Origin of the sequence: Streptomyces thermospinosisporus (genome assembly GCF_039526425.1) — a bacterium.
GTDB lineage: Bacteria > Actinomycetota > Actinomycetes > Streptomycetales > Streptomycetaceae > Streptomyces > Streptomyces thermocarboxydovorans.
Map to the genome: position 1 here is coordinate 25,705 of NZ_BAAAIZ010000109.1, position 21,007 is coordinate 46,711.

Annotated in this window: 22 protein-coding genes; 14 read left to right on the forward strand and 8 right to left on the reverse strand. The window is 72.4% G+C overall.

Annotation, left to right across the window (positions count from 1 at the left end; genetic code table 11):
- The first annotated feature begins 129 nt into the window (after positions 1 to 129).
- The 6 genes from ABD207_RS28215 (at position 130) to ABD207_RS28240 (ending at position 4,525) form a co-directional block, all read left to right on the forward strand.
- The gene (locus ABD207_RS28215) at positions 130 to 780 is read left to right on the forward strand and encodes a UdgX family uracil-DNA binding protein (RefSeq protein ID WP_344016028.1); all 651 of its coding nucleotides are present in this window, start codon (positions 130 to 132) and stop codon (positions 778 to 780) included.
- A 16-nt stretch (positions 781 to 796) separates the two neighbouring features.
- The gene (locus ABD207_RS28220; RefSeq protein WP_344016029.1) at positions 797 to 1,321 is read left to right on the forward strand and encodes a GNAT family N-acetyltransferase; all 525 of its coding nucleotides are present in this window, start codon (positions 797 to 799) and stop codon (positions 1,319 to 1,321) included.
- A gap of 164 nt (positions 1,322 to 1,485) precedes the next feature.
- Positions 1,486 to 1,851, forward strand: coding sequence for a DUF4229 domain-containing protein (locus tag ABD207_RS28225; RefSeq protein WP_344016030.1), 366 nt, complete (start codon positions 1,486 to 1,488; stop codon positions 1,849 to 1,851).
- Between the two features lie 165 nt (positions 1,852 to 2,016).
- Positions 2,017 to 2,103 (forward strand): putative leader peptide, encoded by an 87-nt coding sequence (locus ABD207_RS28230; RefSeq protein ID WP_344016058.1) that lies wholly within the window; start codon positions 2,017 to 2,019, stop codon positions 2,101 to 2,103.
- 88 nt (positions 2,104 to 2,191) lie between these two features.
- Positions 2,192 to 3,514, forward strand: a complete 1,323-nt coding sequence (locus tag ABD207_RS28235) for a dicarboxylate/amino acid:cation symporter (RefSeq protein WP_344016032.1) — start codon at positions 2,192 to 2,194, stop codon at positions 3,512 to 3,514.
- A gap of 327 nt (positions 3,515 to 3,841) precedes the next feature.
- Positions 3,842 to 4,525, forward strand: a complete 684-nt coding sequence (locus ABD207_RS28240; RefSeq protein WP_344016033.1) for a TetR/AcrR family transcriptional regulator — start codon at positions 3,842 to 3,844, stop codon at positions 4,523 to 4,525.
- On the opposite strand, the gene ABD207_RS28245 is transcribed toward ABD207_RS28240, so the two are convergent.
- Together ABD207_RS28245 and ABD207_RS28250 are read right to left on the reverse strand one after the other, a co-directional pair.
- Positions 4,495 to 5,340, reverse strand: a complete 846-nt coding sequence (locus tag ABD207_RS28245; RefSeq protein WP_344016034.1) for a MaoC family dehydratase — start codon at positions 5,338 to 5,340, stop codon at positions 4,495 to 4,497. The genes ABD207_RS28240 and ABD207_RS28245 overlap by 31 nt on opposite strands.
- 4 nt (positions 5,341 to 5,344) lie before the next feature.
- Positions 5,345 to 6,646, reverse strand: a complete 1,302-nt coding sequence (locus ABD207_RS28250) for a 3-oxoacyl-ACP reductase (RefSeq protein ID WP_344016036.1) — start codon at positions 6,644 to 6,646, stop codon at positions 5,345 to 5,347.
- A gap of 92 nt (positions 6,647 to 6,738) precedes the next feature.
- Between ABD207_RS28250 and ABD207_RS28255 the strand changes: the two genes are divergently transcribed.
- A complete protein-coding gene (locus ABD207_RS28255) occupies positions 6,739 to 8,025 on the forward strand; it encodes an acetyl-CoA C-acetyltransferase (RefSeq protein WP_344016037.1) in 1,287 nt (428 codons plus the stop codon).
- Between the two features lie 254 nt (positions 8,026 to 8,279).
- Entirely contained in the window at positions 8,280 to 10,208 is a 1,929-nt protein-coding gene (locus ABD207_RS28260; RefSeq protein ID WP_344016038.1) for an AMP-dependent synthetase/ligase, read from the forward strand.
- Between the two features lie 66 nt (positions 10,209 to 10,274).
- Here ABD207_RS28260 and ABD207_RS28265 read toward each other — a convergent pair whose 3' ends face one another.
- The 4 genes from ABD207_RS28265 to ABD207_RS28280 form a co-directional block, all read right to left on the reverse strand.
- On the reverse strand, positions 10,275 to 11,186 hold the full coding sequence (locus ABD207_RS28265; protein WP_344016039.1) for a LysR family transcriptional regulator: 912 nt from the start codon (positions 11,184 to 11,186) through the stop codon (positions 10,275 to 10,277).
- A gap of 180 nt (positions 11,187 to 11,366) precedes the next feature.
- A complete protein-coding gene (locus ABD207_RS28270; RefSeq protein WP_344016040.1) occupies positions 11,367 to 12,062 on the reverse strand; it encodes a class I SAM-dependent methyltransferase in 696 nt (231 codons plus the stop codon).
- A gap of 44 nt (positions 12,063 to 12,106) precedes the next feature.
- A complete protein-coding gene (locus ABD207_RS28275) occupies positions 12,107 to 12,421 on the reverse strand; it encodes an AzlD domain-containing protein (protein ID WP_344016042.1) in 315 nt (104 codons plus the stop codon).
- Positions 12,418 to 13,101, reverse strand: coding sequence for an AzlC family ABC transporter permease (locus ABD207_RS28280; RefSeq protein ID WP_344016043.1), 684 nt, complete (start codon positions 13,099 to 13,101; stop codon positions 12,418 to 12,420). The genes ABD207_RS28275 and ABD207_RS28280 overlap by 4 nt, the downstream gene beginning before the upstream one ends.
- 68 nt (positions 13,102 to 13,169) lie before the next feature.
- Between ABD207_RS28280 and ABD207_RS28285 the strand changes: the two genes are divergently transcribed.
- Positions 13,170 to 13,745: a helix-turn-helix domain-containing protein gene (locus ABD207_RS28285; protein ID WP_344016044.1), complete on the forward strand. Its 576-nt coding sequence runs from the start codon at positions 13,170 to 13,172 to the stop codon at positions 13,743 to 13,745.
- Between the two features lie 349 nt (positions 13,746 to 14,094).
- Here the strand turns inward: ABD207_RS28285 and ABD207_RS28290 are convergent, their stop codons facing one another.
- The gene (locus ABD207_RS28290) at positions 14,095 to 14,298 is read right to left on the reverse strand and encodes a cold-shock protein (protein WP_004984723.1); all 204 of its coding nucleotides are present in this window, start codon (positions 14,296 to 14,298) and stop codon (positions 14,095 to 14,097) included.
- A 321-nt stretch (positions 14,299 to 14,619) separates the two neighbouring features.
- Here ABD207_RS28290 and ABD207_RS28295 point away from each other — a divergent pair, with 321 nt between their 5' ends.
- The gene (locus tag ABD207_RS28295; protein WP_344016045.1) at positions 14,620 to 15,468 is read left to right on the forward strand and encodes a menaquinone biosynthetic enzyme MqnA/MqnD family protein; all 849 of its coding nucleotides are present in this window, start codon (positions 14,620 to 14,622) and stop codon (positions 15,466 to 15,468) included.
- A 98-nt stretch (positions 15,469 to 15,566) separates the two neighbouring features.
- On the forward strand, positions 15,567 to 17,426 hold the full coding sequence (locus ABD207_RS28300; RefSeq protein ID WP_344016046.1) for a serine/threonine-protein kinase: 1,860 nt from the start codon (positions 15,567 to 15,569) through the stop codon (positions 17,424 to 17,426).
- Here ABD207_RS28300 and ABD207_RS28305 read toward each other — a convergent pair.
- Positions 17,419 to 18,006: a hypothetical protein gene (locus ABD207_RS28305; protein ID WP_344016047.1), complete on the reverse strand. Its 588-nt coding sequence runs from the start codon at positions 18,004 to 18,006 to the stop codon at positions 17,419 to 17,421. The genes ABD207_RS28300 and ABD207_RS28305 overlap by 8 nt on opposite strands.
- 387 nt (positions 18,007 to 18,393) lie before the next feature.
- Here ABD207_RS28305 and ABD207_RS28310 point away from each other — a divergent pair, with 387 nt between their 5' ends.
- The 3 genes from ABD207_RS28310 to mqnC all read left to right on the forward strand — a co-directional run bounded on the left by ABD207_RS28310 (position 18,394) and on the right by mqnC (position 21,003).
- The gene (locus ABD207_RS28310; RefSeq protein WP_344016048.1) at positions 18,394 to 18,627 is read left to right on the forward strand and encodes a hypothetical protein; all 234 of its coding nucleotides are present in this window, start codon (positions 18,394 to 18,396) and stop codon (positions 18,625 to 18,627) included.
- 207 nt (positions 18,628 to 18,834) lie between these two features.
- The gene (locus tag ABD207_RS28315; protein ID WP_344016049.1) at positions 18,835 to 19,647 is read left to right on the forward strand and encodes a prepilin peptidase; all 813 of its coding nucleotides are present in this window, start codon (positions 18,835 to 18,837) and stop codon (positions 19,645 to 19,647) included.
- A gap of 156 nt (positions 19,648 to 19,803) precedes the next feature.
- Positions 19,804 to 21,003: a cyclic dehypoxanthinyl futalosine synthase gene (gene mqnC / locus ABD207_RS28320; RefSeq protein ID WP_343998209.1), complete on the forward strand. Its 1,200-nt coding sequence runs from the start codon at positions 19,804 to 19,806 to the stop codon at positions 21,001 to 21,003.
- The last annotated feature ends 4 nt before the right edge of the window (positions 21,004 to 21,007 follow it).

Sequence of the window (21,007 nt, forward strand, 5' to 3'; positions counted from 1 at the left end):
GCCCCTTTGGGGTCGGTGCAGCGGGCCTGCGTGTTCGGGTACTCGGGGTGTATGGGCGCCCGAGGATGCGTACAGCGCGCCCCTTTGGGGTTGGTGCAGCGGGCCTGCGTGTTCGGGTACTCGGGGTGTATGGGTGCGCCCGAGGATGCGTACAGCGCCGAGCCGTTTGTGCCGGAGGAGCTGACTCTTGGTGCGTTGCGGGAGGCTGCGGCCGGGTGCCGCGGGTGTCCGCTGCACCGGGATGCCACGCAGACCGTCTTCGGTGCCGGTGATGCGGACGCCCGGGTGATGCTGCTGGGTGAGCAGCCCGGTGACCAGGAGGACCGGCTGGGCCGGCCCTTCGTCGGTCCCGCGGGAAGGCTGCTCGACCGGGCGCTGGAGGAGGCCGGGCTCGATCCGGCGGACGCGTATGTCACCAACGCGGTGAAGCACTTCAAGTTCACCCGCGCCGAGCCGCGCAAGCGCCGTATCCACAAGGCGCCGACGCTGCGGGAGATGACGGCCTGCGGGCCGTGGCTGGCGGCCGAACTGGCCGTCGTGGAGCCCGAGCTGATCGTGATGCTCGGAGCCACCGCGGGCAAGGCGCTGTTCGGCTCCTCGTTCCGGGTCGGTGAGGCGCGCGGGGCACTGCTGGAGCGGGAGATCCACGGGCGGCCGGAGAAGCTGGTGGCCACCGTGCACCCCTCGTCGGTGCTGCGGGCGCGGGACGAGGAGGAGCGGGCGGCTGCGTACGAGGGGCTGGTGGCCGACCTGAAAGTGGCTGCGGAGGCGCTTGGGTAAGGGGTAGGGTCGGTCTATGCCTCTTACGTTTGTGGTGGATCCGCCCGTGACCCGTGAGCTGCGGGACGGGCTGCTGGAGCTGTGGGTCGATGTCAGTAACGCGGGTGGTGCGGTGGGGTTCGTGCCGCCGGTGGACCGGGAGGAGGTCCGGCCGGAGCTGGTGCGGCAGTTCGCCGCCATGGCGGAGGAGCGGTCGCGGCTGCTCGTCGGGTACGACGAGGAGGGGCGGGTGGCGGCCACGGCGTTCCTCACGCGGAACACGCATCGGCTGATGACGCACTGGATCTGGCTCTACACGGTGATGGTGCACCCCAGGCATCAGGGCAAGGGGTACGGACGGGAGCTGCTGGCGGCGGCGGAGCGGGCCGCGCGGGACATGGAGGGGGTCGAGGCGATCCGGCTCGCCTGCCGGGGTGGGCTGGGGCTGGAGCGGTTCTATGCGGGGTGCGGGTACAAGGAGGTCGGGCGCGTTCCGGGGGCGATCCGGGTGGCGCCGGGGGACGACCGGGATGACGTGATCATGTTGTTGGAGCTGGGGTGAGCTGATCAGAGCTGAGCCGAGCTGAGCCGAGCCGAGCCGAAGCTGAGCCGGGCCGAGCCGAAGCTGAGCCGTGAGGCTGCTTCGTACCCCCGTGAAAGATCGGTGTCCCGGCATGCTTCACTGGACGGTGCCTCTTTGTGCCAGAAACGGAAGAGTGGATTGAGATGCTCCGCTACACGCTGATGCGCCTCGGGATCTTCGTGGGCTGCCTCGTGGTCGTCTGGGGTCTCGTCTACTCCGGCCTCGCCCCGCGTGGCCTGGGCCGGTCCAACAGCCTGTGGATCGTGCTGCTCGCGCTGGTGATCTCCGCGCCGATCAGCTTTGTCGCGCTGCGCAAGGAGCGGGACCGTGCCTCGGAGCAGCTCGTGCGGCGGGTGGACCAGGTGAAGGCGAACCTGGAGGCCAGCCGCAAGGCGGAGGACGGCGCGGACGAGGCGGCGCGGGCGCAGGGTGCGGAGAAGAAGCCGGAGCCCGTCCAGGGATCGGCTCAGGGATCGGCTCAGCAGCCGGCGCAGGGGCAGGCTTCGTAAGGTCTGTCACACCAGACAAGGCGTGATCGGCGCCCCGGCTTCCGAAAACCCCGGAAACCGGGGCGCTTTGTGATGTGTGGGTATTTTTCGCCTCCCGCCTGTCAAAGCAAGGCTTGGAGCATCCCAAAGCTTCAGTGTTAGGGTCGTTGGGTGAAGTCAGCAGCCGTGTTCTCCACGCCCCGGAGTGTTCCGCTCGTGGCGCGCCTGCACGTGGATCTCTGCCGGGTCGCCTCCGCGAGCTGTCGTCCCTGAACCGCGGGCGACGATCTCGCCGCGCGCTCAACGCACCGCAAGACCACCACGTCACTGTCCTTACGCGTCCCCTCAACGGAGCTGGTCCGTGTCCACGAACACGAAATCCTTCTCGCTGCCCTTCAGGGCGCCCTTCTGGGCCCAGATACTCGCCGGTCTCGTCCTGGGCGTGCTGCTCGGCTGGCTCGCCCGCAGCCAGGACGTCTCCTGGCTGGTCACCACGCTGGAGAAGATCGGCGGTACGTTCGTCGGTCTGCTGAAGCTGGCCGTCGCGCCGCTGGTCTTCTTCGCGATCCTGGTGTCGATCACCAATCTGCGGAAGGTCAACAACGCGGCGCGGCTGGCGTCGCGGACGCTGATCTGGTTCATGATCACGTCGCTGATCGCGGTGGCGATCGGCCTGGTCATCGGCCTGGTCACCAACCCGGGCTCGGGTACGGGGCTCACCCCGCAGGACGGGGCGAAGCCGGAGAGCACCGGGTCCTGGATCGACTTCCTGACCGGGATCATCCCGACGGACGTCATCACGCCGTTCACCGAGCTGAACGTGCTGCAGATCGTCTTCATGGCGGCGGTCGCCGGTATCGCCGCGCTGAAGCTCGGTGAGAAGGCTCAGCCGATCCTCACGCTGAGCGAGTCCGTGCTGGAGCTGCTGCAGAAGGCGCTGTGGTGGGTCATCCGGCTGGCGCCGCTGGGCACCATGGGCCTGATCGGCAACGCGATCGCCACGTACGGCTGGGACCTGATCGGCAAGTACGCGACGTTCACGGCCGACATCTACGTGGGCTGCCTGATCGTTCTGTTCGGTGTGTACCCGGCGCTGCTGGCCGGTGTGGCCAAGGCCAACCCGCTGCAGTTCTTCAAGGGCGCCTGGCCGGCGATCCAGCTGGCGTTCGTGTCGCGGTCGTCGGTGGGCACGATGCCGGTGACGCAGAAGGTCACCGAGCGGCTGGGTGTGCCGCGGGAGTACGCGTCGTTCGCGGTGCCGTTCGGGGCGACGACGAAGATGGATGGCTGCGCCGCCATTTATCCGGCTATTGCGGCGATCTTCGTCGCGCAGATCTTCGACGTTCAGCTGGGCGTCACGGACTACCTGCTGATCGCGTTCGTGTCGGTGGTCGGCTCGGCGGCGACGGCGGGGCTGACCGGGGCGACGGTGATGCTCACGCTGACGCTGTCCACGCTGGGGCTGCCGATGGAGGGCGTGGGTCTGCTCCTCGCCATCGACCCCATCCTCGACATGATCCGCACCGCGACGAACGTCGCCGGCCAGGCCCTGGTCCCGGTCCTCGTCTCGGCTCGCGAGAAGCTCCTCGACCGCGACGCCTACAACTCCGTCCACGGCTCCCTGGTCGACGAGCCCCCGGCGGCCGCCTCGGAAACCCGCGAACCGGCCCCCGCGACCGCCTGACCCCCCACGCCCCACAGCCCCGCCCGCACACCCGCCGGGTGGGGCTGCGGCATTTCCCGCCCGTGCGGCCCGGTGGGGGTGCGCGTCTGATGCCTGCGGCGCAACCGCGGCTCCGGTGGGGGTACGCGTAGCGCCCACGGTGGGTGGGTGAGTCGGGGCCGCCCCCGGCCGGCACCCACCCCGGGTGCCAAGCCGAGCGAAGGGCACCCTGCGAGTCGGCAAGCTCACCGCACGTTGAACGAAAACCCTGGTCAGCGGCCGCGTCCGAAATCCAGCACCCCCCGAGCTGCCGCTCGCCCCGTTACCCCGCCCCGTACTCTGAAAGGTATGCCTGCCGTCAAGACCAAGCGGATGCCGCGCGCGGTGCGGGAACAGCAGATGCTGGACGCCGCCGTACAGACCTTCGGCCGGCGGGGCTACATGGCCGCGTCCATGGACGAGATCGCCGAACTGGCCGGTGTCTCCAAGCCGTTGGTCTACCTCTACCTGAACTCCAAGGAGGACCTGTTCAGCGCCTGCATCCGCCGTGAGGCAAAGGCCCTCGTCGACGCCGTGCGGGCCGGCGCCCGCCCGGACCTCCCCGCCGACCGCCAGCTCTGGTCCGGCCTGACCGCCTTCTTCACGCACACCGCCCGCAACCCCGACGGCTGGTCCGTCCTGCACCTCCAGGCCCGCACCCACGGCGAGGTCTTCGCCGGCGAGGTCGCCGCCATGCGCGCCGAGATCGTCGCCTTCGTGACCCAGCTGATCCTCGCCGCCGCCCGCGACGCGCACCGCGATCCCGACCTCCCGGCGGCCGAGGTCGCCGGCCTCGCCGAGGCCCTCGTCGGCGCCGCCGAGTCGCTGGCCGACTGGGCCAACGCCACTCCCGGCGTCACCGCCCGCCAGGCCGCGGCCACCCTGATGAACTTCGCCTGGGCAGGACTCGGCGATCTGATGCACGGGCGCCGGTGGGTGCCCCCGGCCGACGACGAGGGTGATCAGCAGGGGAGTACTTCGCCGGTGAGGTGAAGGCGGCGTCCGCCTTCGCCGCTCCTCAGCTCGAAGCGTCCGTCCCGTGCGCTGTAGGTGACCGTGCCCGGCAGCAGGACCGGTGCCTTGAAGTCCGCTCGTATCGTCGCCGCCGGAGGCACCCCGTGGGCGGCCAGGCAGCGGGCCACCGTCCACATGCCGTGCGCGATGGCGCGGGGGAAACCGAAGAGGCGCGCGGTGAGCGGGTGCAGGTGGATCGGGTTGCGGTCGCCGGACGCGGCGCCGTAGCGGCGGCCCAGGCCGGCGGGCAGGCGCCATTCGGAGAGCGTGGGGAGGGGGTCCGGAGTCTTGCGTTCGGGGGATGGCCGAGTGTCGGTGCGGTGGCGGGCCAGATACGTGCTGCGGGATTCCCAGGCGACGGAGCCGTCGGTGTGGAGTTCGGTGACGACGGTCGCCTCGGTGCCGCGCCGGTGGGGGGTCAGGTCGGCGATGTGGACGTGGAGTTCGTACGCGCCGGTGGCGGGGAGGGGGCGGTGCCGGGTGATGGCGATGGACGTGTGGACCAGGCCGAGGAGCGGGAGCGGGAAGGCGCGGTCGCTCATCAGGCGCATGGCGAGGGGGAAGCCCAGCACGTGCGGGTAGGTGACCGGCAGGTCGTCCTCGCCGGTGGGGAAGCCGCAGACCCGCTCGTAGGCGGCGAGGCGGGCCAGGTCGACGCGCAGGCCGGGGAGGACCAGGCGGGTGCGCGGGAAGGGCGCGTCGGGGCGGGGGCGCTTGAGGGGGGAGAGCAGGGCGCCCCGGGCGAGGAGGGGGGTCAGGGACGGGGGTGCGGTGAGGATGTGGCGGGGCTGCACGGGCTCACGCTCCCAGCAGGCTCTGGCCGCAGACCCGTACGACCTGGCCGTTGACCGCGCCGGAGGCGGGGTGGGCGAGCCAGGCGGTGGTCTCGGCGACGTCGATGGGCTGGCCGCCCTGGGCGAGGGAGTTCATGCGGCGGCCGGCTTCGCGGATGAGGAGGGGGATGGCCGCGGTCATTTTCGTTTCGATGAAGCCGGGGGCGACGGCGTTCACGGTGACGTCGTGGTCGGCCAGGGCGCGGGGGGCGAGGGAGCGGACCAGGCCGATGATGCCTGCCTTGCTGGCGCCGTAGTTGGTCTGGCCGGCGTTTCCGGCGATGCCCGCGATGGAGGCGGTGGCGACGATGCGGCCGCCCGGCTTGAGGGTGCCGGAGGTGAGGAGGAAGTCGGTGGTGCGCAGCACGCTCGCCAGGTTGACCTCCAGGACCTGGATCCAGCGTTCGGCGGGCATGTTGACCAGGCGGCGGTCGCGGGTGATGCCGGCGTTGTGGATGAGGATGTCGAGGCCGTCGGGGAGGGCCTCGGCGATACGGGCGCCGGCGTCGGCGGCGGTGATGTCGAGGGGGAGGGCCGTGCCGCCGAGGCGGTCGGCGACGCGGCGGGCGTCCGCCTCTGCCTGCGGCACGTCGAGGACGACGACCTTGGCACCGTCGCGGGCCAGGGTCTCGGCTACCGCCTCGCCGATGCCGCGTGCGGCGCCGGTGATCAGGGCGGTGCGGCCGGCCAGGGGGCGGTTCCAGTCGGCGGGGGTGGTGACCGGCGCGGTGCCGACCTCGACGACCTGGCCGCTGACGTAGGCGGACTTGGGGGAGAGGAGGAAGCGGAGGGTGGACTCGGCGGCCTCGGCGTCGGTGAGGCGGACCAGGTTGACGGTCCTGCCGCGGCCGATCTCCTTGCCGAGGGAGCGGGTGAAGCCCTCCAGGGCCTGCTGGGCGGCGGCCTGGTGGTGGTCGGCGGGGTCGAGCGGGGCGCCGAGGACGACGACTCTGCCGCTGGGGGTGATGGAGCGGAGGACGGGGTGCAGGGCGGAGTGGACTTCGGACAGGTCCTCGATGGTGCGGATGCCGGTGGCGTCGAGGACGACGGCCGCGGGGTCGGTGTCGGTGACGGGGAGGTTGGTGCGGGCGAGGACCGGGGCGAGGCCGAGGTCGGACTTGCCGGCGGTGAGGTGCAGCAGGCCGCCCGCCAGATCCGGCTGCTCGGGCGAGTGGCGCTTCAGCGCCGCGGGCTGGGGGAGGCCCAGGCGGCGGGTGAGGAAGCGGCCGGGCGCGGTGCCGGTGAAGCTCAGATAGCGGTCGGCCATGTGCGACTCCCAGCGGGTGTGAAGGGCTCACGTCGGTGCTTACTCTGGAGTAAGGTTACCGGAGGTAAGCCCACGGTGAGGAGCAGGTCGAGATGAGTCCCCTGGAACCGGCGGCCGTGCGCCGCGTCGCGATCATCGGCGGCAGCCGCATCCCGTTCGCCCGCTCCGACGGCCCCTACGCCACCGCCTCCAATCAGGAGATGCTCACGGCGGCTCTGAACGGTCTCGTCGAGCGGTACCGGCTGCAAGGGCGGGGTGCGGTCGGCGAGTTCGTCGCGGGGGCCGTGCTCAAGCACAGCCGGGACTTCAACCTCGCCCGGGAGACCGTGCTCGGCTCGGCGCTGGACCCCCGCACCCCCGCCTACGACATCCAGCAGGCCTGCGGCACCGGACTCCAGGCCGTGATCGCCGCCGCCAACAAGATCGCCCTCGGGCAGACCGAGTCCGCGATCGCGGGCGGCGCGGACACCGCGAGCGACGCGCCCCTCGGCGTCAACGACACCCTGCGCAAGGTGCTGCTGGAGGCCCGGCGCGCCAAGTCGCTGGGGGCGCGGCTGAAGGCGCTGGCCAAGGTCCGGCCGGGGCATCTGGTGCCGGACATCCCGCGCAACGCCGAGCCGCGCACCGGGCTGTCCATGGGCGAGCACGCGGCCGTCACCGCCCGTGCGTGGGGCATCAGCCGCCGGGCGCAGGACGAGCTGGCGGCCACCAGTCACCAGCGGCTGGCAGCGGCCTATGAACGCGGGTTCTTCCAGGACTTGGTGGTGCCGTTCCGGGGGCTGGCCCGTGACCAGAATCTGCGTCCGGGATCGACCGTGGAGAAACTGGCGGAACTGAAGCCGGTGTTCGGGCTGGACGGGCCCGAGCCGACGATGACGGCCGGCAATTCGACGCCGCTGACGGACGGGGCCGCGGTGGTGCTGCTGGCCAGTGAGGAGTGGGCCGAGGAGCGGGGGCTGGAGCCGCTGGCCTACCTCAGCGCGTACGAGACGGCCGCGGTGGACTTCGTGGCGGGCGATGTCGCGGGCGGCGAGGACGGGCTGCTGATGGCACCGGCGTATGCGGTGCCGCGGATGCTGGAGCGGGCCGGGCTGGGCATCGAGGACTTCGATCTCGTGGAGGTGCACGAGGCCTTCGCCTCCCAGGTGCTCGCCACCCTGGCCGCCTGGGAGAAGCAGGGGCTGGCGCCGGTGGACCGGGCGCGGCTGAACGTGGCCGGGTCCTCGCTGGCGACCGGACACCCCTTCGCCGCGACCGGCGCCCGGATCGTCGCCACCCTGGCGAAGCTGCTCGCCGAACGGGACGCCCCGGCACGCGGGTTGATCTCGGTGTGCGCGGCGGGCGGCCAGGGGGTGACGGCGATCCTGGAACGCGCCTGACCTGCGAGGCCGGCGCGGCCGAGCCGGGTCCCGCACAGAAGATGAACGACCCTCACATACCCGCCGAGATTGCACATGCCCGGCTCCGGATCATCCCCGGACCCGCACAAACCCCCCACGCCAGGGCCGTACGATCCCCAGACTGACCGGCGGTAACCCCTCACCCCCCGGGGGTGCCGCCCTGAGTGCCGCCAGCTGCGCGACCCGTACCTGACTGAGAGCCGGCACACCGCTGCACGTCCCAGGAGCCGCCCGTGTCCACTGCGTATTCCTCCGCCACCGGCGACGAGTACGGCGCCCCCGTGCTGGTCGAGCCCGAGCTCCGGAGGCTGGACGGCATCGTGCGGGAAGCCGCCGTCCCGCCGCTCGTCCGGCCGGTACGGCACGGCTCGCTCGCCGACCTGCCCTTCGACAACGCCCACGCGGTCCCGCAGTCCGTGGTGCTCAGCCGCAAGACGGTGGACGGCCGCTGGGCCGATGTGACGGCCGCTGAGTTCGCCGAGCAGGTGCAGGCGGTCGCCAAGGGGCTCATCGCCGAGGGGCTGATGCCGGGCGACCGGATCGCCGTGATGGCCCGCACCATCTACGAGTGGACCCTGATCGACTTCGCCGCCTGGGCGGCCGGGCTGGTCACCGTCCCCATCTACCCGACCTCCTCCGTCTACCAGGCCTGCTGGATCCTGCACGACTCCGGAGCGGTCGCCCTGATCACGGAGACCGCCGGGCAGGCCGCCGCCCTCGGCCCCGAACTGGGGCGGCTGCCCGGCCTGCGGCATGTGTGGGTGGTGGAGAAGGACCACGTCGAGCTGCTGGCCGAGTCGGGAGCGCACGTGCCCGACTCGGAGGTGGAGGTCCGCCGGGGCATGCTCGTGCCGGACACCATCGCCACCCTCGTCTACACCTCCGGCACCACCGGACGCCCCAAGGGCTGCGCCCTCACCCACGGCAACTTCTTCGCCGGGATCGACAACGCCATCGAGCTGCTCTACCCGGTCTTCAAGGCAGAGACGAGTGAAGATGCCTCCGTGCTCCTCTTCCTGCCGATGTCGCACGTCTTCGGGCGGATGGTCGCCGTCGCCTGCGTGCGCGCCCGGGTGCGGTTCGGGCACGCGCCCAGCCTCAGCCCCGAGGACCTGCTGCCCGACCTGGCGAGCTTCCGGCCCACCTGCCTGCTGACCATCCCCTACATGCTGGAGAAGGTTTACAACAGCGCCCGCGCCAAGGCGGAGTCGGGCGGGCGGGCGTCCACCTTCGACCGCGCCGCTGCGGTCGCCATCCGCTACGGCGAGGCACTCGAGGCGAGACAGGCCGGCACCGGGCCCGGCCCCGGCCGCTCCCTGAAGGCCGCCCGGGCGATGTACGACCCGCTCGTCTACCGCCGCATCCGCAACGCCATGGGCGGCAGGGTCCGTTACGCCATCTGCGGCGGCTCCCCGCTGGGCCGCCGGCTCGCCGCGTTCTACGCCGGCGCCGGCATCGAGATCTTCGAGGGCTACGGCCTGACCGAGACCACCGGCGCGACCACGGTCACACCCCCGCTCAAGCCCCGGCTCGGCACGGTCGGCCGGCCGATGCCCGGCACCCGGGTCCGCATCGCCGCCGACGGGGAGATCCTGATCTCCGGCGATCATGTGCTGCGCGGCTACTGGGACGCCCAGGCCGGCGGAGTCGTCCCGGCCGCCCGCGACGGCTGGTTCGCCACCGGCGACCTCGGCGAGCTGGACGACGAGGGGTACCTGACCATCACCGGCCGCAAGAAGGAGATCCTGATCACGGCGGGCGGCAAGAGCGTCGCACCGGCCCCGCTGGAGAACTGGCTGCGCTCCCACCCCCTGATCTCGCAGTGCATGCTCGTCGGCGACGGCCGCCCCTATGTGGCGGCGCTGATCACCCTCGACCCCGACGGCATCACCCACTGGCGCCGCATGAACGGCAAGCACCCGGTGCCGCCGGAACTCCTCGTCGACGACGAGGAGTTGCAGGGCGTGATCCAGCGCGCCCTGGACGAGGCGAACAAGACGCTCTCCCGCCCGGAGTCGATCCGGCGCTTCATGATCCTGCCGGTGGACTTCACGGAGGAGGCAGGGCATCTGACCCCGTCGATGAAGCTGCGCAGGGACGTGATCCTGAAGGACTTCGCGGCGGAGGTGGAGGCGCTGTACGAGGGGAGGGCGGGGGCCTGAGGGGGCAGCCCCGTTGCCGGGGCGGGCACAGAAAGCCGGGTGGGCTCGGGCGACGGCTGGGGCTGATCAGGCGGCGGGCGCTGGGGCGTTGCGCCGGCAGCTGTCGACCACCGTGTCGGCGAAGGCGCGGGCGAGCGGACTGAGCGCGTCCCACTGACGGACCGCCCAGCCCACCGACAGCGGGCGCAGGGCGCGGATCGGGACGAGGCGCAGCGGACCCTCGTCGCCCGGTATGGAGTGCCCCGGCAGCGCGGGCACCACCGCACGGCCCAGGCCCAGTCCGGCCAGCAGCAGCGCGGTGTCCCAGTCGGCGACGCTGGTGTCGAAGGAGAACCGCACCCCCACCTCGGCGCAGGCGGCGTCCAGATGGGCCGCCGAGGTGGAGTTGGGCGGCAGCCGGATCAGGCGCAGCCCCCGCAGCTCCTCCGGTTCCACGTACGGGCGGGAGGCCAGCGGGTCGTCCACCCGGAGCGCGAGCACCCACGGCAGATCCATCACCGGGCGCTGCTCGATGCCGCGCACGGGCCCGCCCAGGGTGATCCAGGCCAGGTCCAGCCCGCGGTCGGCCAGGGCCTCGAAGCAGCCCCGGCTGGAACTCTCGGTACGGAACTCCAGGCGGACGTCGGGGTGACGCTGCCGGAAGGCGACGACCGCCTCCGACATGAAGTGCCGTACGGTCGTGGCGCCCGTGGCCACCCGCACCGAGCCGGTCTCCCCGTCGGCCATCTCCCGCAGGCGCCGCAGCGCCAGGTCGAGCCCGGTGATGCCCTCGGAGGCGGCGGCCTCCAGGAGCCGGCCCGCCTGGGTCGGCACCACCCCGCGCGGCTGCCGCTCCAGGAGGCTGACCCCGGTCTCCCGTTCCAGCCGCTTCACATGCTGGCTCACCGCCGACTGCGTGCACGACAGATCGCGGGCCACCGCACTGAGGCTGCCGGCCCGGCACACGGCCACGAACACCCGCAGGTCGTCCAGGGTCATAACGCCAAGCTACAGCTTGGGTGTTGAGCAGGAAACCCAAGGATTGACTGCCCTTCGGAGGTCCGGGACGATCCATCACAGGGCCCAGGGCGGCAACCCGCTCCCGCCCCGCCGAGGTCCGGACCCAGGCGCGGGGACGGCGGGCGGGTGCCGACCCATTCGCTCCGCCGGCCGCTGCGTCTAACGCGGCTTACGGGCCATCAGATACGCCTGCGGAGTGGTCTCTCCGAGCTCCTCGTCCGGCCCGCGCACGGACTGCAGAACCATGCGGAACCCGGCCGCCTCCAGCAGCCCGGCCATCCGGTCCGGGCGGCGACGGCGGAAGTCGAGGGAGACCGGGCGGCCGAAGGGGTGCTCGTGCCGCCGGGGCTCGTCGCCGACCTGGAAGGCGAGCAGTGCGTGCCCGCCGGGTGCGAGGACGCGGTAGAACTCGGCGAAGGCGGCGGGCAGTTCCTCGTCGGGCAGGTGGATCGTCGAGTACAGGGACACCACACCCGCGAGGGCCCCGTCCGGGACGTCCAGCCGCAGCAGGGAGCCGTGCACGAACCGCAGGCCGGGGTGCTCGCGGCGGGCGATGGCGAGCATCGCCTCCGACAGGTCGAGTCCGAAGACGTTCAGACCCAGCGAGGCGAGATGCGCCGTGCCCCGGCCCGGCCCGCAGCCGGCATCGGCCACCTCCCCGCCCGCCCCGACCAGTTCGGCGTATCCGGCCAGCAGCGCCCGGTCCAGCGGCTTGGCGTCGAGCCAGTCACGGAAGAGCTCGGTGTACTCCTCGGCGATGGCGTCGTAGAAGGCGCGGGTGGTGTGCAGGTGGTGGGAGTGGTCCGCGTCGGTGTGGGTGGCGGGGTGGTCGGCGTCGGTGTGGGCGTCCGTCATGCGGGGCGACGTTACCCGGGGGTGCCGACAGTGGCCCCGGACGCTCAGGGCACCCCGGCCGCCCGCAGGACCGCCGCCGTGCCGGCCGCTGCCAGGACGACCACCGCGAACGGGGCCCGGCGCCAGGCCAGGACCCCGCCCGCCAGGACGCCGGCCGGGCGCGCCCAGCCCGCGAAGCCACCGGACTCGGTGAGGGCGCCGGTCGCCAGCAGGGCCGCCAGCAGGACCATCGCGCCGGCGGAGAGCAGCTCCTGCACCCGGGACGGCAGCTCCACCCGGCCCTGGAGGAGCGGTCCGGCCAGGCGGAAGGCGTACGTTCCGGCGGCCAGGACCAGGATCAGTGCGATCTCGCCGTTCATGCCGGCCGCCTCCCGCCCCCGCGCAGCACCAGCCCGGCCAGGGCCAGCAGGACCGGCACCCCGGCCGGGACGACCGGTGTCGCCGCGAGCGCCAGTGCCCCTCCCGGCAGGGCGGCCCGGCGGAGCCCCGCGTCCTCGCGCAGTGCGGGCAGCACCAGGGCGGCGAGCACGGCCGGGAAGGCGGCGTCCAGCCCGAAGCGGGCCGTGTCGCCGAGCGCGGAGCCGGCCAGCGCGCCCGCCGCCACGCCCGCGTTCCACACGGCGAACAGGCCGAGCCCGGAGAGCCAGAACGCGGCGCGGCGCCGTGCCGGATCGGGCTGGGCCAGGGTGAAGGCGGCCGTCTCGTCGGTCACCAGATGCGCGCCGACCAGCCGGGCGAGCCGCCCGGAGCCCATGTGTTCGGCGACGGCGAGGCTGAAGGCCGCCGTGCGCGAGTTGAGCAGCAGCCCGGTCGCCGCAGCGGCCACCGGCCCGCCCCCGGCGAGCAGGATTCCGACCGCGCTGAACTGGGCCGACCCCGCGAACACCAGCAGCGACATGGCGACCGGCACCCACACCGGAAGCCCGCCGGCCACGGCGATCGCCCCGAACGACACGCCCACGATGCCGCCCGCCAGGCAGACCAGGGAGACATCACGGACCAGGTCGGCCTCTATCCTTGTTCGCTGTACCGAACGCATGTTTTCCACGATGGACAATGCGCAGGCTGTTCGTCAAGACGAACAGTCGGACCGCTGGAGCGAACGACATGGCCGAAGGCACACCGGGCGTCCCGCCCCGCCTCCCCCTGGACTGGATCGCCGCCGCCCTGCGCCGCGAGCGCACCCGTGCCGGGCTCTCCCTCTCCGAGCTGGCCAAACGCGCGGGCATCGCCAAATCCACGCTGTCCCAGCTGGAGGCGGCGAGCGGCAACCCGAGCATGGAGACCATCTGGGCGCTGGCGGTGGCACTCGGCGTGCCGTTCGCCGCGCTGGTGGAGCCTCCGGTGTCCGCCGTCCAGGTCATCCGGGCCGGTGAGGGGCCGGCCGTCCACTCCGAGCAGTCGAGCTATCTGGCCACCCTGCTGTCGGCGAGCCCGCCGGGGGCCCGCCGCGACATCTACGCCGTCACCCTGGAGCCCGGCACGGTGCGCGACTCCGACCCGCACCTTCCGGGAACGATGGAGCACCTGGTGGTGGGCGCCGGGAGGGTCAAGGCGGGGCCGGCGGGGGAGAGCGTCGAACTCGGGCCGGGGGACTACATGGCGTACCGCGGGGACGTACCGCATGCGTACGAGGCGCTGGAGCCCGGCACGAGATTCGTTCTGATCATGCAGCATGTGTGAGGCCGGGATCCTGCGGCACGGAAGTGGCTTGATCCCGCCGCAGGTACGAGTCCGGGTCATGGCTGCGCGCAGGAGCCGCGCCGGGGAGAAATTCACCCGGAATTCACGCGGGAAACGGCCGGAGGAGTGACGGGCGGCGGGGCGGGGAGTGCCGGCGCCGGCGGGCGGAGGGTGTACCGCCGAACGGGCCGGACGAGGGCGGAAGTCGGCCGAAAGGGTGGCTCACCCGGACCCGGGCGACCGGGAGTACAGGATGCCGGCTGCCGCCGGAAAGGCAGGAGCCCCGTCGCCTGACGGCGCGGGGCTCCTTGGGTACTGCTAGTCGTTCCCGATCAGAGGAATCCGAAGATCAGACCGGCGTGACGTTCTCCGCCTGCGGGCCCTTCGGGCCCTGCGTGACGTCGAACGACACCTGCTGGTTCTCCTCGAGGGACCGGAAGCCGGTCGCGTTGATCGCGGAGTAGTGGACGAAGACGTCGGGGCCGCCGCCCTCCTGGGCGATGAATCCGAAGCCCTTTTCGGCGTTGAACCACTTCACGGTTCCGGTAGCCATAAGCCCTCCTTGGGCCCAAAGGGTTGCCCTGCTCCAGAACCAGCAAGTGTGAAGACGCGAATTCCGCACAACTGCATATGTCTGAGAACGACGAGAGCCCGCGGTCACATGCTCCGCAGGCTCTGTACTGCAAGGGAAACCAAACTGCAACTTGCCGATGAGCGTAGCACGCGGGGGCCCGAAAGCAAGAGAGGGAAAGATCACGTCACCCGAATGTTTGAACGTTTCCCCCGGGTGCGGTATCGGGGCCCGTGTCACAAGGCCTCCACAACGGGCGGGGCCGGGGGCCGCGCCGTGAGAGCCGAGGGCTAGCCTCACGATGTGGACAATCCTCGCACCCGGCCGCGCGTCGGCCACATCCAGTTCCTGAACTGCCTGCCCCTGTACTGGGGGCTTGCGAGAACGGGCACGCTCCTCGACTTCGAGCTGACGAAGGACACCCCCGAGAAGCTCAGCGAGCAACTGGTGCAGGGCGACCTCGACATCGGGCCGATCACCCTGGTCGAGTTCCTCAAGCACGCGGACGACCTGGTCGCCTTCCCCGACATCGCCGTCGGCTGCGACGGACCGGTGATGAGCTGCGTGATCGTCTCGCAGGTCCCGCTGGAACGGCTGGACGGAGCCCGGGTCGCCCTCGGGTCGACCTCGCGCACCTCCGTACGCCTCGCCCAGCTGCTGCTCGCCGAGCGGTACGGCGTACAGCCCGACTACTACACCTGCCCGCCCGACCTGAGCCTGATGATGCGGGAGGCCGAGGCGGCCGTCCTCATCGGCGACGCGGCGCTGCGCGCCAACATGCTCGACGGGCCCCGCTACGGGCTCGACGTGCACGACCTGGGCGCGCTGTGGAAGGAGTGGACGGGCCTGCCGTTCGTCTTCGCGGTGTGGGCGGCGCGCCGGGACTACCTGGAGCGCGAACCGGTCATCACCCGCAGGGTGCACGAGGCGTTCCTCGCCTCCCGCAACCTCTCCCTGGAGGAGGTCGACAAGGTCGCCGAGCAGGCGGCCCGCTGGGAGGCCTTCGACGAGCGGACCCTGGCCCAGTACTTCACCACCCTCGACTTCAGCTTCGGCCCGCCGCAGCTGGAGGCGGTCGCGGAGTTCGCCCGGCGCGTCGGCCCGACGACGGGCTTCGCGGCGGACGTGAAGGTGGATCTGCTGCAGCCGTGAGACGGCGGCCGGCGGTGAGCAGGAACGCGTGAGGCTCCGGGGGCGGCCCACTACCCTGCTGGAAGTTTCCGGCACTACGGGGGAGGGGTGGAACGCGCATGCGGCCGCTCGAAGCGGACGAACCCACGGTCGTGGGGCCCTACCGGCTGCTCGGCCGGCTCGGCTCGGGCGGCATGGGCCGGGTCTACCTGGGGCGCAGCGCGGGCGGCCGCACGGTGGCGGTGAAGGTCGTGCACCCGCACTTCGCGCTGGACGACGAGTTCCGGGCCCGCTTCCGGCGCGAGGTCGAGGCCGCCCGCCGGGTGGGCGGGGCCTGGACCGCCCCCGTCCTGGACGCCGACCCCGGGGCCCGGATCCCCTGGGTGGCCACCGCCTACGCCGCCGGCCCGTCCCTCGCGGCAGCGGTCCAGGAGCACGGCCGGCTGCCCGGGGCGACGGTACGGGCGCTGGGCGCGGGCCTGGCCGAGGCGCTCACGGCGGTGCACGGGCTGGGCCTGGTGCACCGGGACGTGAAGCCGTCCAACATCCTGCTCACCCTCGACGGCCCTCTGCTCATCGACTTCGGCATCGCCCGCGCCCTGGACGCCACGGCCTCCCTGACCTCGTCCGGCGTCTCCATCGGATCGCCCGGCTACATGTCCCCCGAGCAGATCCTCGGCAAGGGCGTCACCGGCGCGGCCGACGTCTTCTCCCTGGGCGCGGTGCTGACCTACGCGGCGACGGGCGCGTCGCCCTTCCCGGGGGACTCCTCGGCGGCGCTGCTCTACAAGGTCGTCCACGAGCCGCCGGAACTGGGCGACCTGGACGGCGAGTTGCGTGAACTGGCCGAGGCCTGCCTCGACAAGGACCCCGCCGCCCGCCCGGCCCCGGCCGAGGTGGCCCGCCGCCTCGCACCCGAGGGTGCGGCCCGCCTGGTCACGGGCGGCTGGCTGCCGGGCCCGCTGGTGGAGGAGGTGAGCCGGGCGGCGGTGCGGCTGCTGAACCTGGAGGCGGGGGAGGCACCGGCCGACCCCGCGTCGGGACCGGTGGCCTTCACCAACCCGGCGGTGCCGGGGGACGGGGAGGCCGGGCCGGGCGGTGCGGATGCTCCGGCTGCTCCGGCTGCCTCCGAGGGTGCCGCAGTCGCGCCGGGCGCCCTGGGGGCGGCCGGAGGGGCGGCCGCCGCTGCGGCCGGGTCCGGGGCCGGATCCGGGCTCACCTCCGGTCCCGCGAGTTTCGGTCCCGCACCGGTGATGCCGGCCGGCGGGCCGCCGCCGCCCGCGCAGCCGCCTGTGCCGCAGCCGCGGGAGCCGCATCCGCCCACCGAGCCTGCCGTGTCCGGCAGGCCCCCGGCACCGGGGACGCCCCCCGGCACCTCCGCCGCGGCCACCGGGAAGTCTCCCGGCGGGCTCTCCCTCTCCGTGACGGCAACCTCCGTGCCGGAGACCGGAGTTCAGGGCGGGCGTGGCCGGCGGGTGAGCTGCACGGTGGTCCTCGCCGTGGCGGGCGCGCTGGCCGCGGTGACCGTCGGCTCCGTCTTCGTGTTCGACCTGCTGCCGGGCAAGTCCGCGGACGGCGGCGCCAGTTCGGGCGGCGACACGGCTGCCTCCAAGCCACCGGCCCCCACGGTTCCCGCGGCCTACGTCGGCACCTGGGAGGGCCAGGCCAACGCCCGCGACAGCATCTCCATCCCGCTGGGGACCTTCCGGGTGACGGTCAGGAAGGCGGCGGTGGGCGAGAAGCTGGGCACCGTCCGCCACACCGACTTCTTCGGCGGCACCTGCGACGACGTCCTCACTCTGAAGCAGATCACCAAGAAGCAGATCATCGCCGACGCCGTGGGAGCGAAGAACAACCGCAACGTCTGCGAACAGGCCCTGCACACGGTCCGTCTCACCCCCACCGGCGACGACCTGGTCTACGAGTCCGACAGCGAGGGCTCGGGCCGGCCCAAGGGACGGCTGTCGAGGATCAAGTAGGGCTCATGTCACGCGCGTGGTGAGGGCGGCGGAGGAAGTACCGGATGAGGAGGGCGAGGGTGGCGAGGCTGGAGAGGAGGCCGACGGCCCAGAGCCAGGGGTAGCGGGAGAAGACCCAGCTCGGGGGAGTCGGTTCGCCCTTGCCCCACTTGCCCGAGTCCTGGGCGTTGAAGACCAGGATCACGTAGGGGAGAAGGGCGGCCGTGGAGGCGGTGCCGAGGGCGGTGTGGGTGAGGGTGCGGGCCCGGTGCTGCTTCCAGGTCTTCCAGTGCATGCGGCTCAGTGAGTAGACCGCGAGGACGGCCAGGCAGGGGCCGAGGATTCCGACGAGCACCGCGAAGCCGTAGGCACCGCCCGGCCAGCTCTCGGCCGCCCACTGCCAGACGTCGTCGCCGTACAGCATGTCGAGGGTGGCCATCAGGACCATGAGGCCCGCCAGGAGGAGGAAGACGAGACAGCCGAAGACGCTCTCCCTCTTCTTCCCCTTGACTTCGGCCAGTCCGGGCCTGCCGCGCTGCCGGTCGTACTGCAGTGCCGGTGCTGCCGCTCTGCGGCGCCGCGGTTTGGCGGAGCTTCCCATGGTGCGTTCCAGTCCCTGACGTCTTCCGGTGGTCCGGCCGGGGCGGACCTGGCCGGTTTGTGCCGACCCTCGTGGAACATTTCACGGATCTGCACAGTGCTCACGCGTGGACGCTCCGCGTTCAGGCGAAGGCAACCTCCGGTCCAACTCGGGCCGTGGGCAAGGAGGCCCGGGAGATGGCCGCCCGGAACCGGCAACCCCCTGGGGCGGGGCATCGCGTGAAGATATGGGGCCGATCGGTGACCGCGATCCCACAGCCGTGAACGATGCAGGTGACAGCCGTGCCCGCAGGCTCCTGAGCGGCTGGTCGCCCCCTGAGGGGCGTGTTTTCATCGGGGCTCCGAATCTCGCTCTCGCCCAGTGCACGCACGAAGGGACACAAGCGCCATGAACCTCGCTCCCCAGGTCGAAACCGCCGAACTCACCGACGCCGACCTGGAGTCCGTCTCCGGCGGTCAGGCGGGCGTCAGCGCCGGCCTCGCCGTCGGCGTCCACGCCGAGCCGGGTGCCCTGGGCGCCCACATCGAGGCGGGCCCCCTCGGCATCACCGCGGGCGGTGGCGTGACCGCCTCCCTCCAGGGCGTCTCCGCCGACGGCCACCTGAGCGCGACGCTGTACTGAGCGGCGGCGCCGACAGGCAGCAGCGGGGCGGGAGTTCGACTCCCGCCCCGCTTCTCCGTGCCGGAGGAAGGTTCTCCTCCGTGCCGGAGCGAGGTTCTCCGCAGCGGGTGCGGCCGGGCCCCTTCGGCTGCGGCCCGCGAGTCACTAGGATCCCGGTGGCTCCCGGGGACCCGGAGCAGCCCACGAGACCGCGGCGGTGGGGGTGACATGAGCACCGGTCTGCTGGCGACCGTCGCCGCGCTGTGGGGCGCGGCGGCCGGAGCGCTGCTGCCGCGGGCGGCATACCGCTTCTCCGCCCCGTCGGGGGAGGGGTGGCTGGCGGCCTGCCCGGCGGGACATCCGGTACGGGGCTGGCTCGGCCGGGCCCACTGCGCCCACTGCACGGAGACAGGAGCGGCCACAGGGCGGACGAGAACGGCAACGGGGCCAGGAACGGCAACGGGCACGGGGCAGGCGACGGGAACGAGGACCACCGGCGCCTACGGCTCCACGGCCCCCGCGCTGCTCGCCACCGCCCTGGTCTGCGCCGCCCTCGCCGCGGCCACCGGGACCCGCCCCGAGCTTGCCGTCTGGCTGCTGCTCGCGCCCGTCGGCGTGCTGCTGGCGATCGTCGACTTCCGGGTGCAGCGGCTGCCCGACCCGCTCACCCTGCCCTTCGCCGCCGCCGCGCTGCTCCTGCTCGGCCTGGTCTCCCTGGTCCCCGAGCACGCGGGGGAGTGGACCACCGCACTGCTGGGCGCCCTCGCCCTCGGCGGCGGATACTTCGTGCTGTTCCTCATCAACCCGGCCGGCATGGGCTTCGGCGATGTGAAGCTGGCCCTCGGCGCGGGAGCCGTGCTCGGCTGGTACGGCTGGCCCACCCTGATGCTGGGCACCCTCGCCGGGTTCCTGTCGGGGGCGCTCTACGGCGGCGCCCTGGTCGTCGCCCGGCGGGCGGGGCGCAAGACGGCCATCCCGTTCGGCCCGTTCCTGATCACCGGCGCCTTCGCGGGGCTCCTGGCCGGCGCGTACACCGCCTGACCGCGGGCGCCGACCGCGGGCGCGTGCGCCGACCGCGGGCGCGTGCGCGGCCCGGCGCCGGACGCGGACACGGCCTGACGTCGGCCCCTCGGACCCCCTGGCGTACGCTGGGCAAGTCCGCCCACCCGTCTCCCACCACCACGAAAGGGACGCCCGGTGACCGAGAAGGCCGACCTTCAGCCCATCCTCGACCGTGCAGCCGCCGGTGGACGGATCACCCCGGAAGAGGCGCTCGAGCTCTACCGCCACGCCCCGCTGCACGCGCTGGGCGCCGCCGCCGACGCGGCGCGCAGGCGCAAGTTCGCCGGTACGGAGCACATCGCGACGTACATCATCGAGCGGAACATCAACTACACCAACGTGTGTGTCACGGCCTGCCGCTTCTGCGCCTTCTACGCCGCTCCGAAGGACACGGAGAAGGGCTGGACCCGCGACCTCGACGACATCCTGCGCCGCTGCGCGGAGACGGTCGAGCTGGGCGGCACGCAGATCATGTTCCAGGGCGGCCACCACCCGGACTACGGCGTCGAGTACTACGAGAAGCACTTCGCCGCGATCAAGAAGGAGTTCCCGCAGCTCGTCATCCACAGCCTGGGGGCGAGCGAGGTGGAGCACATGGCCCGGATCTCCGGCGTCCCGGTCGAGGAGGCGATCCGGCGCATCCACGCCGCCGGTCTGGACTCCTTCGCCGGTGCCGGCGCCGAGCTGCTGCCGGAGCGCCCGCGCAAGGCCATCGCCCCGCTGAAGGAGTCCGGCGAGCGCTGGCTGGAGATCATGGAGATCGCCCACAACCTGGGCGTCGAGTCCACCTCCACCATGCTCATGGGGACCGGCGAGACCAACGCCGAGCGGATCGAGCACCTGCGGATGATCCGGGACGTCCAGGACCGCACGGGCGGCTTCCGCGCCTTCATCCCGTACACCTACCAGCCGGAGAACAACCACCTGAAGGGCCGCACCCAGGCCACCGTCTTCGAGTACCTGCGGATGATCGCCATCGCCCGCCTGTTCCTCGACAACGTGGCCCACATCCAGGGCTCGTGGCTGACCACCGGCAAGGAGGTCGGCCAGCTCTCCCTGCACTACGGCGCGGACGACCTGGGCTCGATCATGCTGGAGGAGAACGTGGTCTCCTCGGCCGGCGCCAAGCACCGCTCCAACCGGCTGGAGATCATCGACCTGATCCGCAAGGCGGACCGGGTCCCGGCGCAGCGCTCCACGACGTACGAGCACCTGGTGGTGCACGACGACCCGGCGAACGACCCGGTCGACGACCGGGTGGTCTCGCACATCTCGTCCACCGCCATCGAGGGCGGCACGGCCCACCCCGAGCTGAAGCTGCTGGCCTCCAACTGACGCT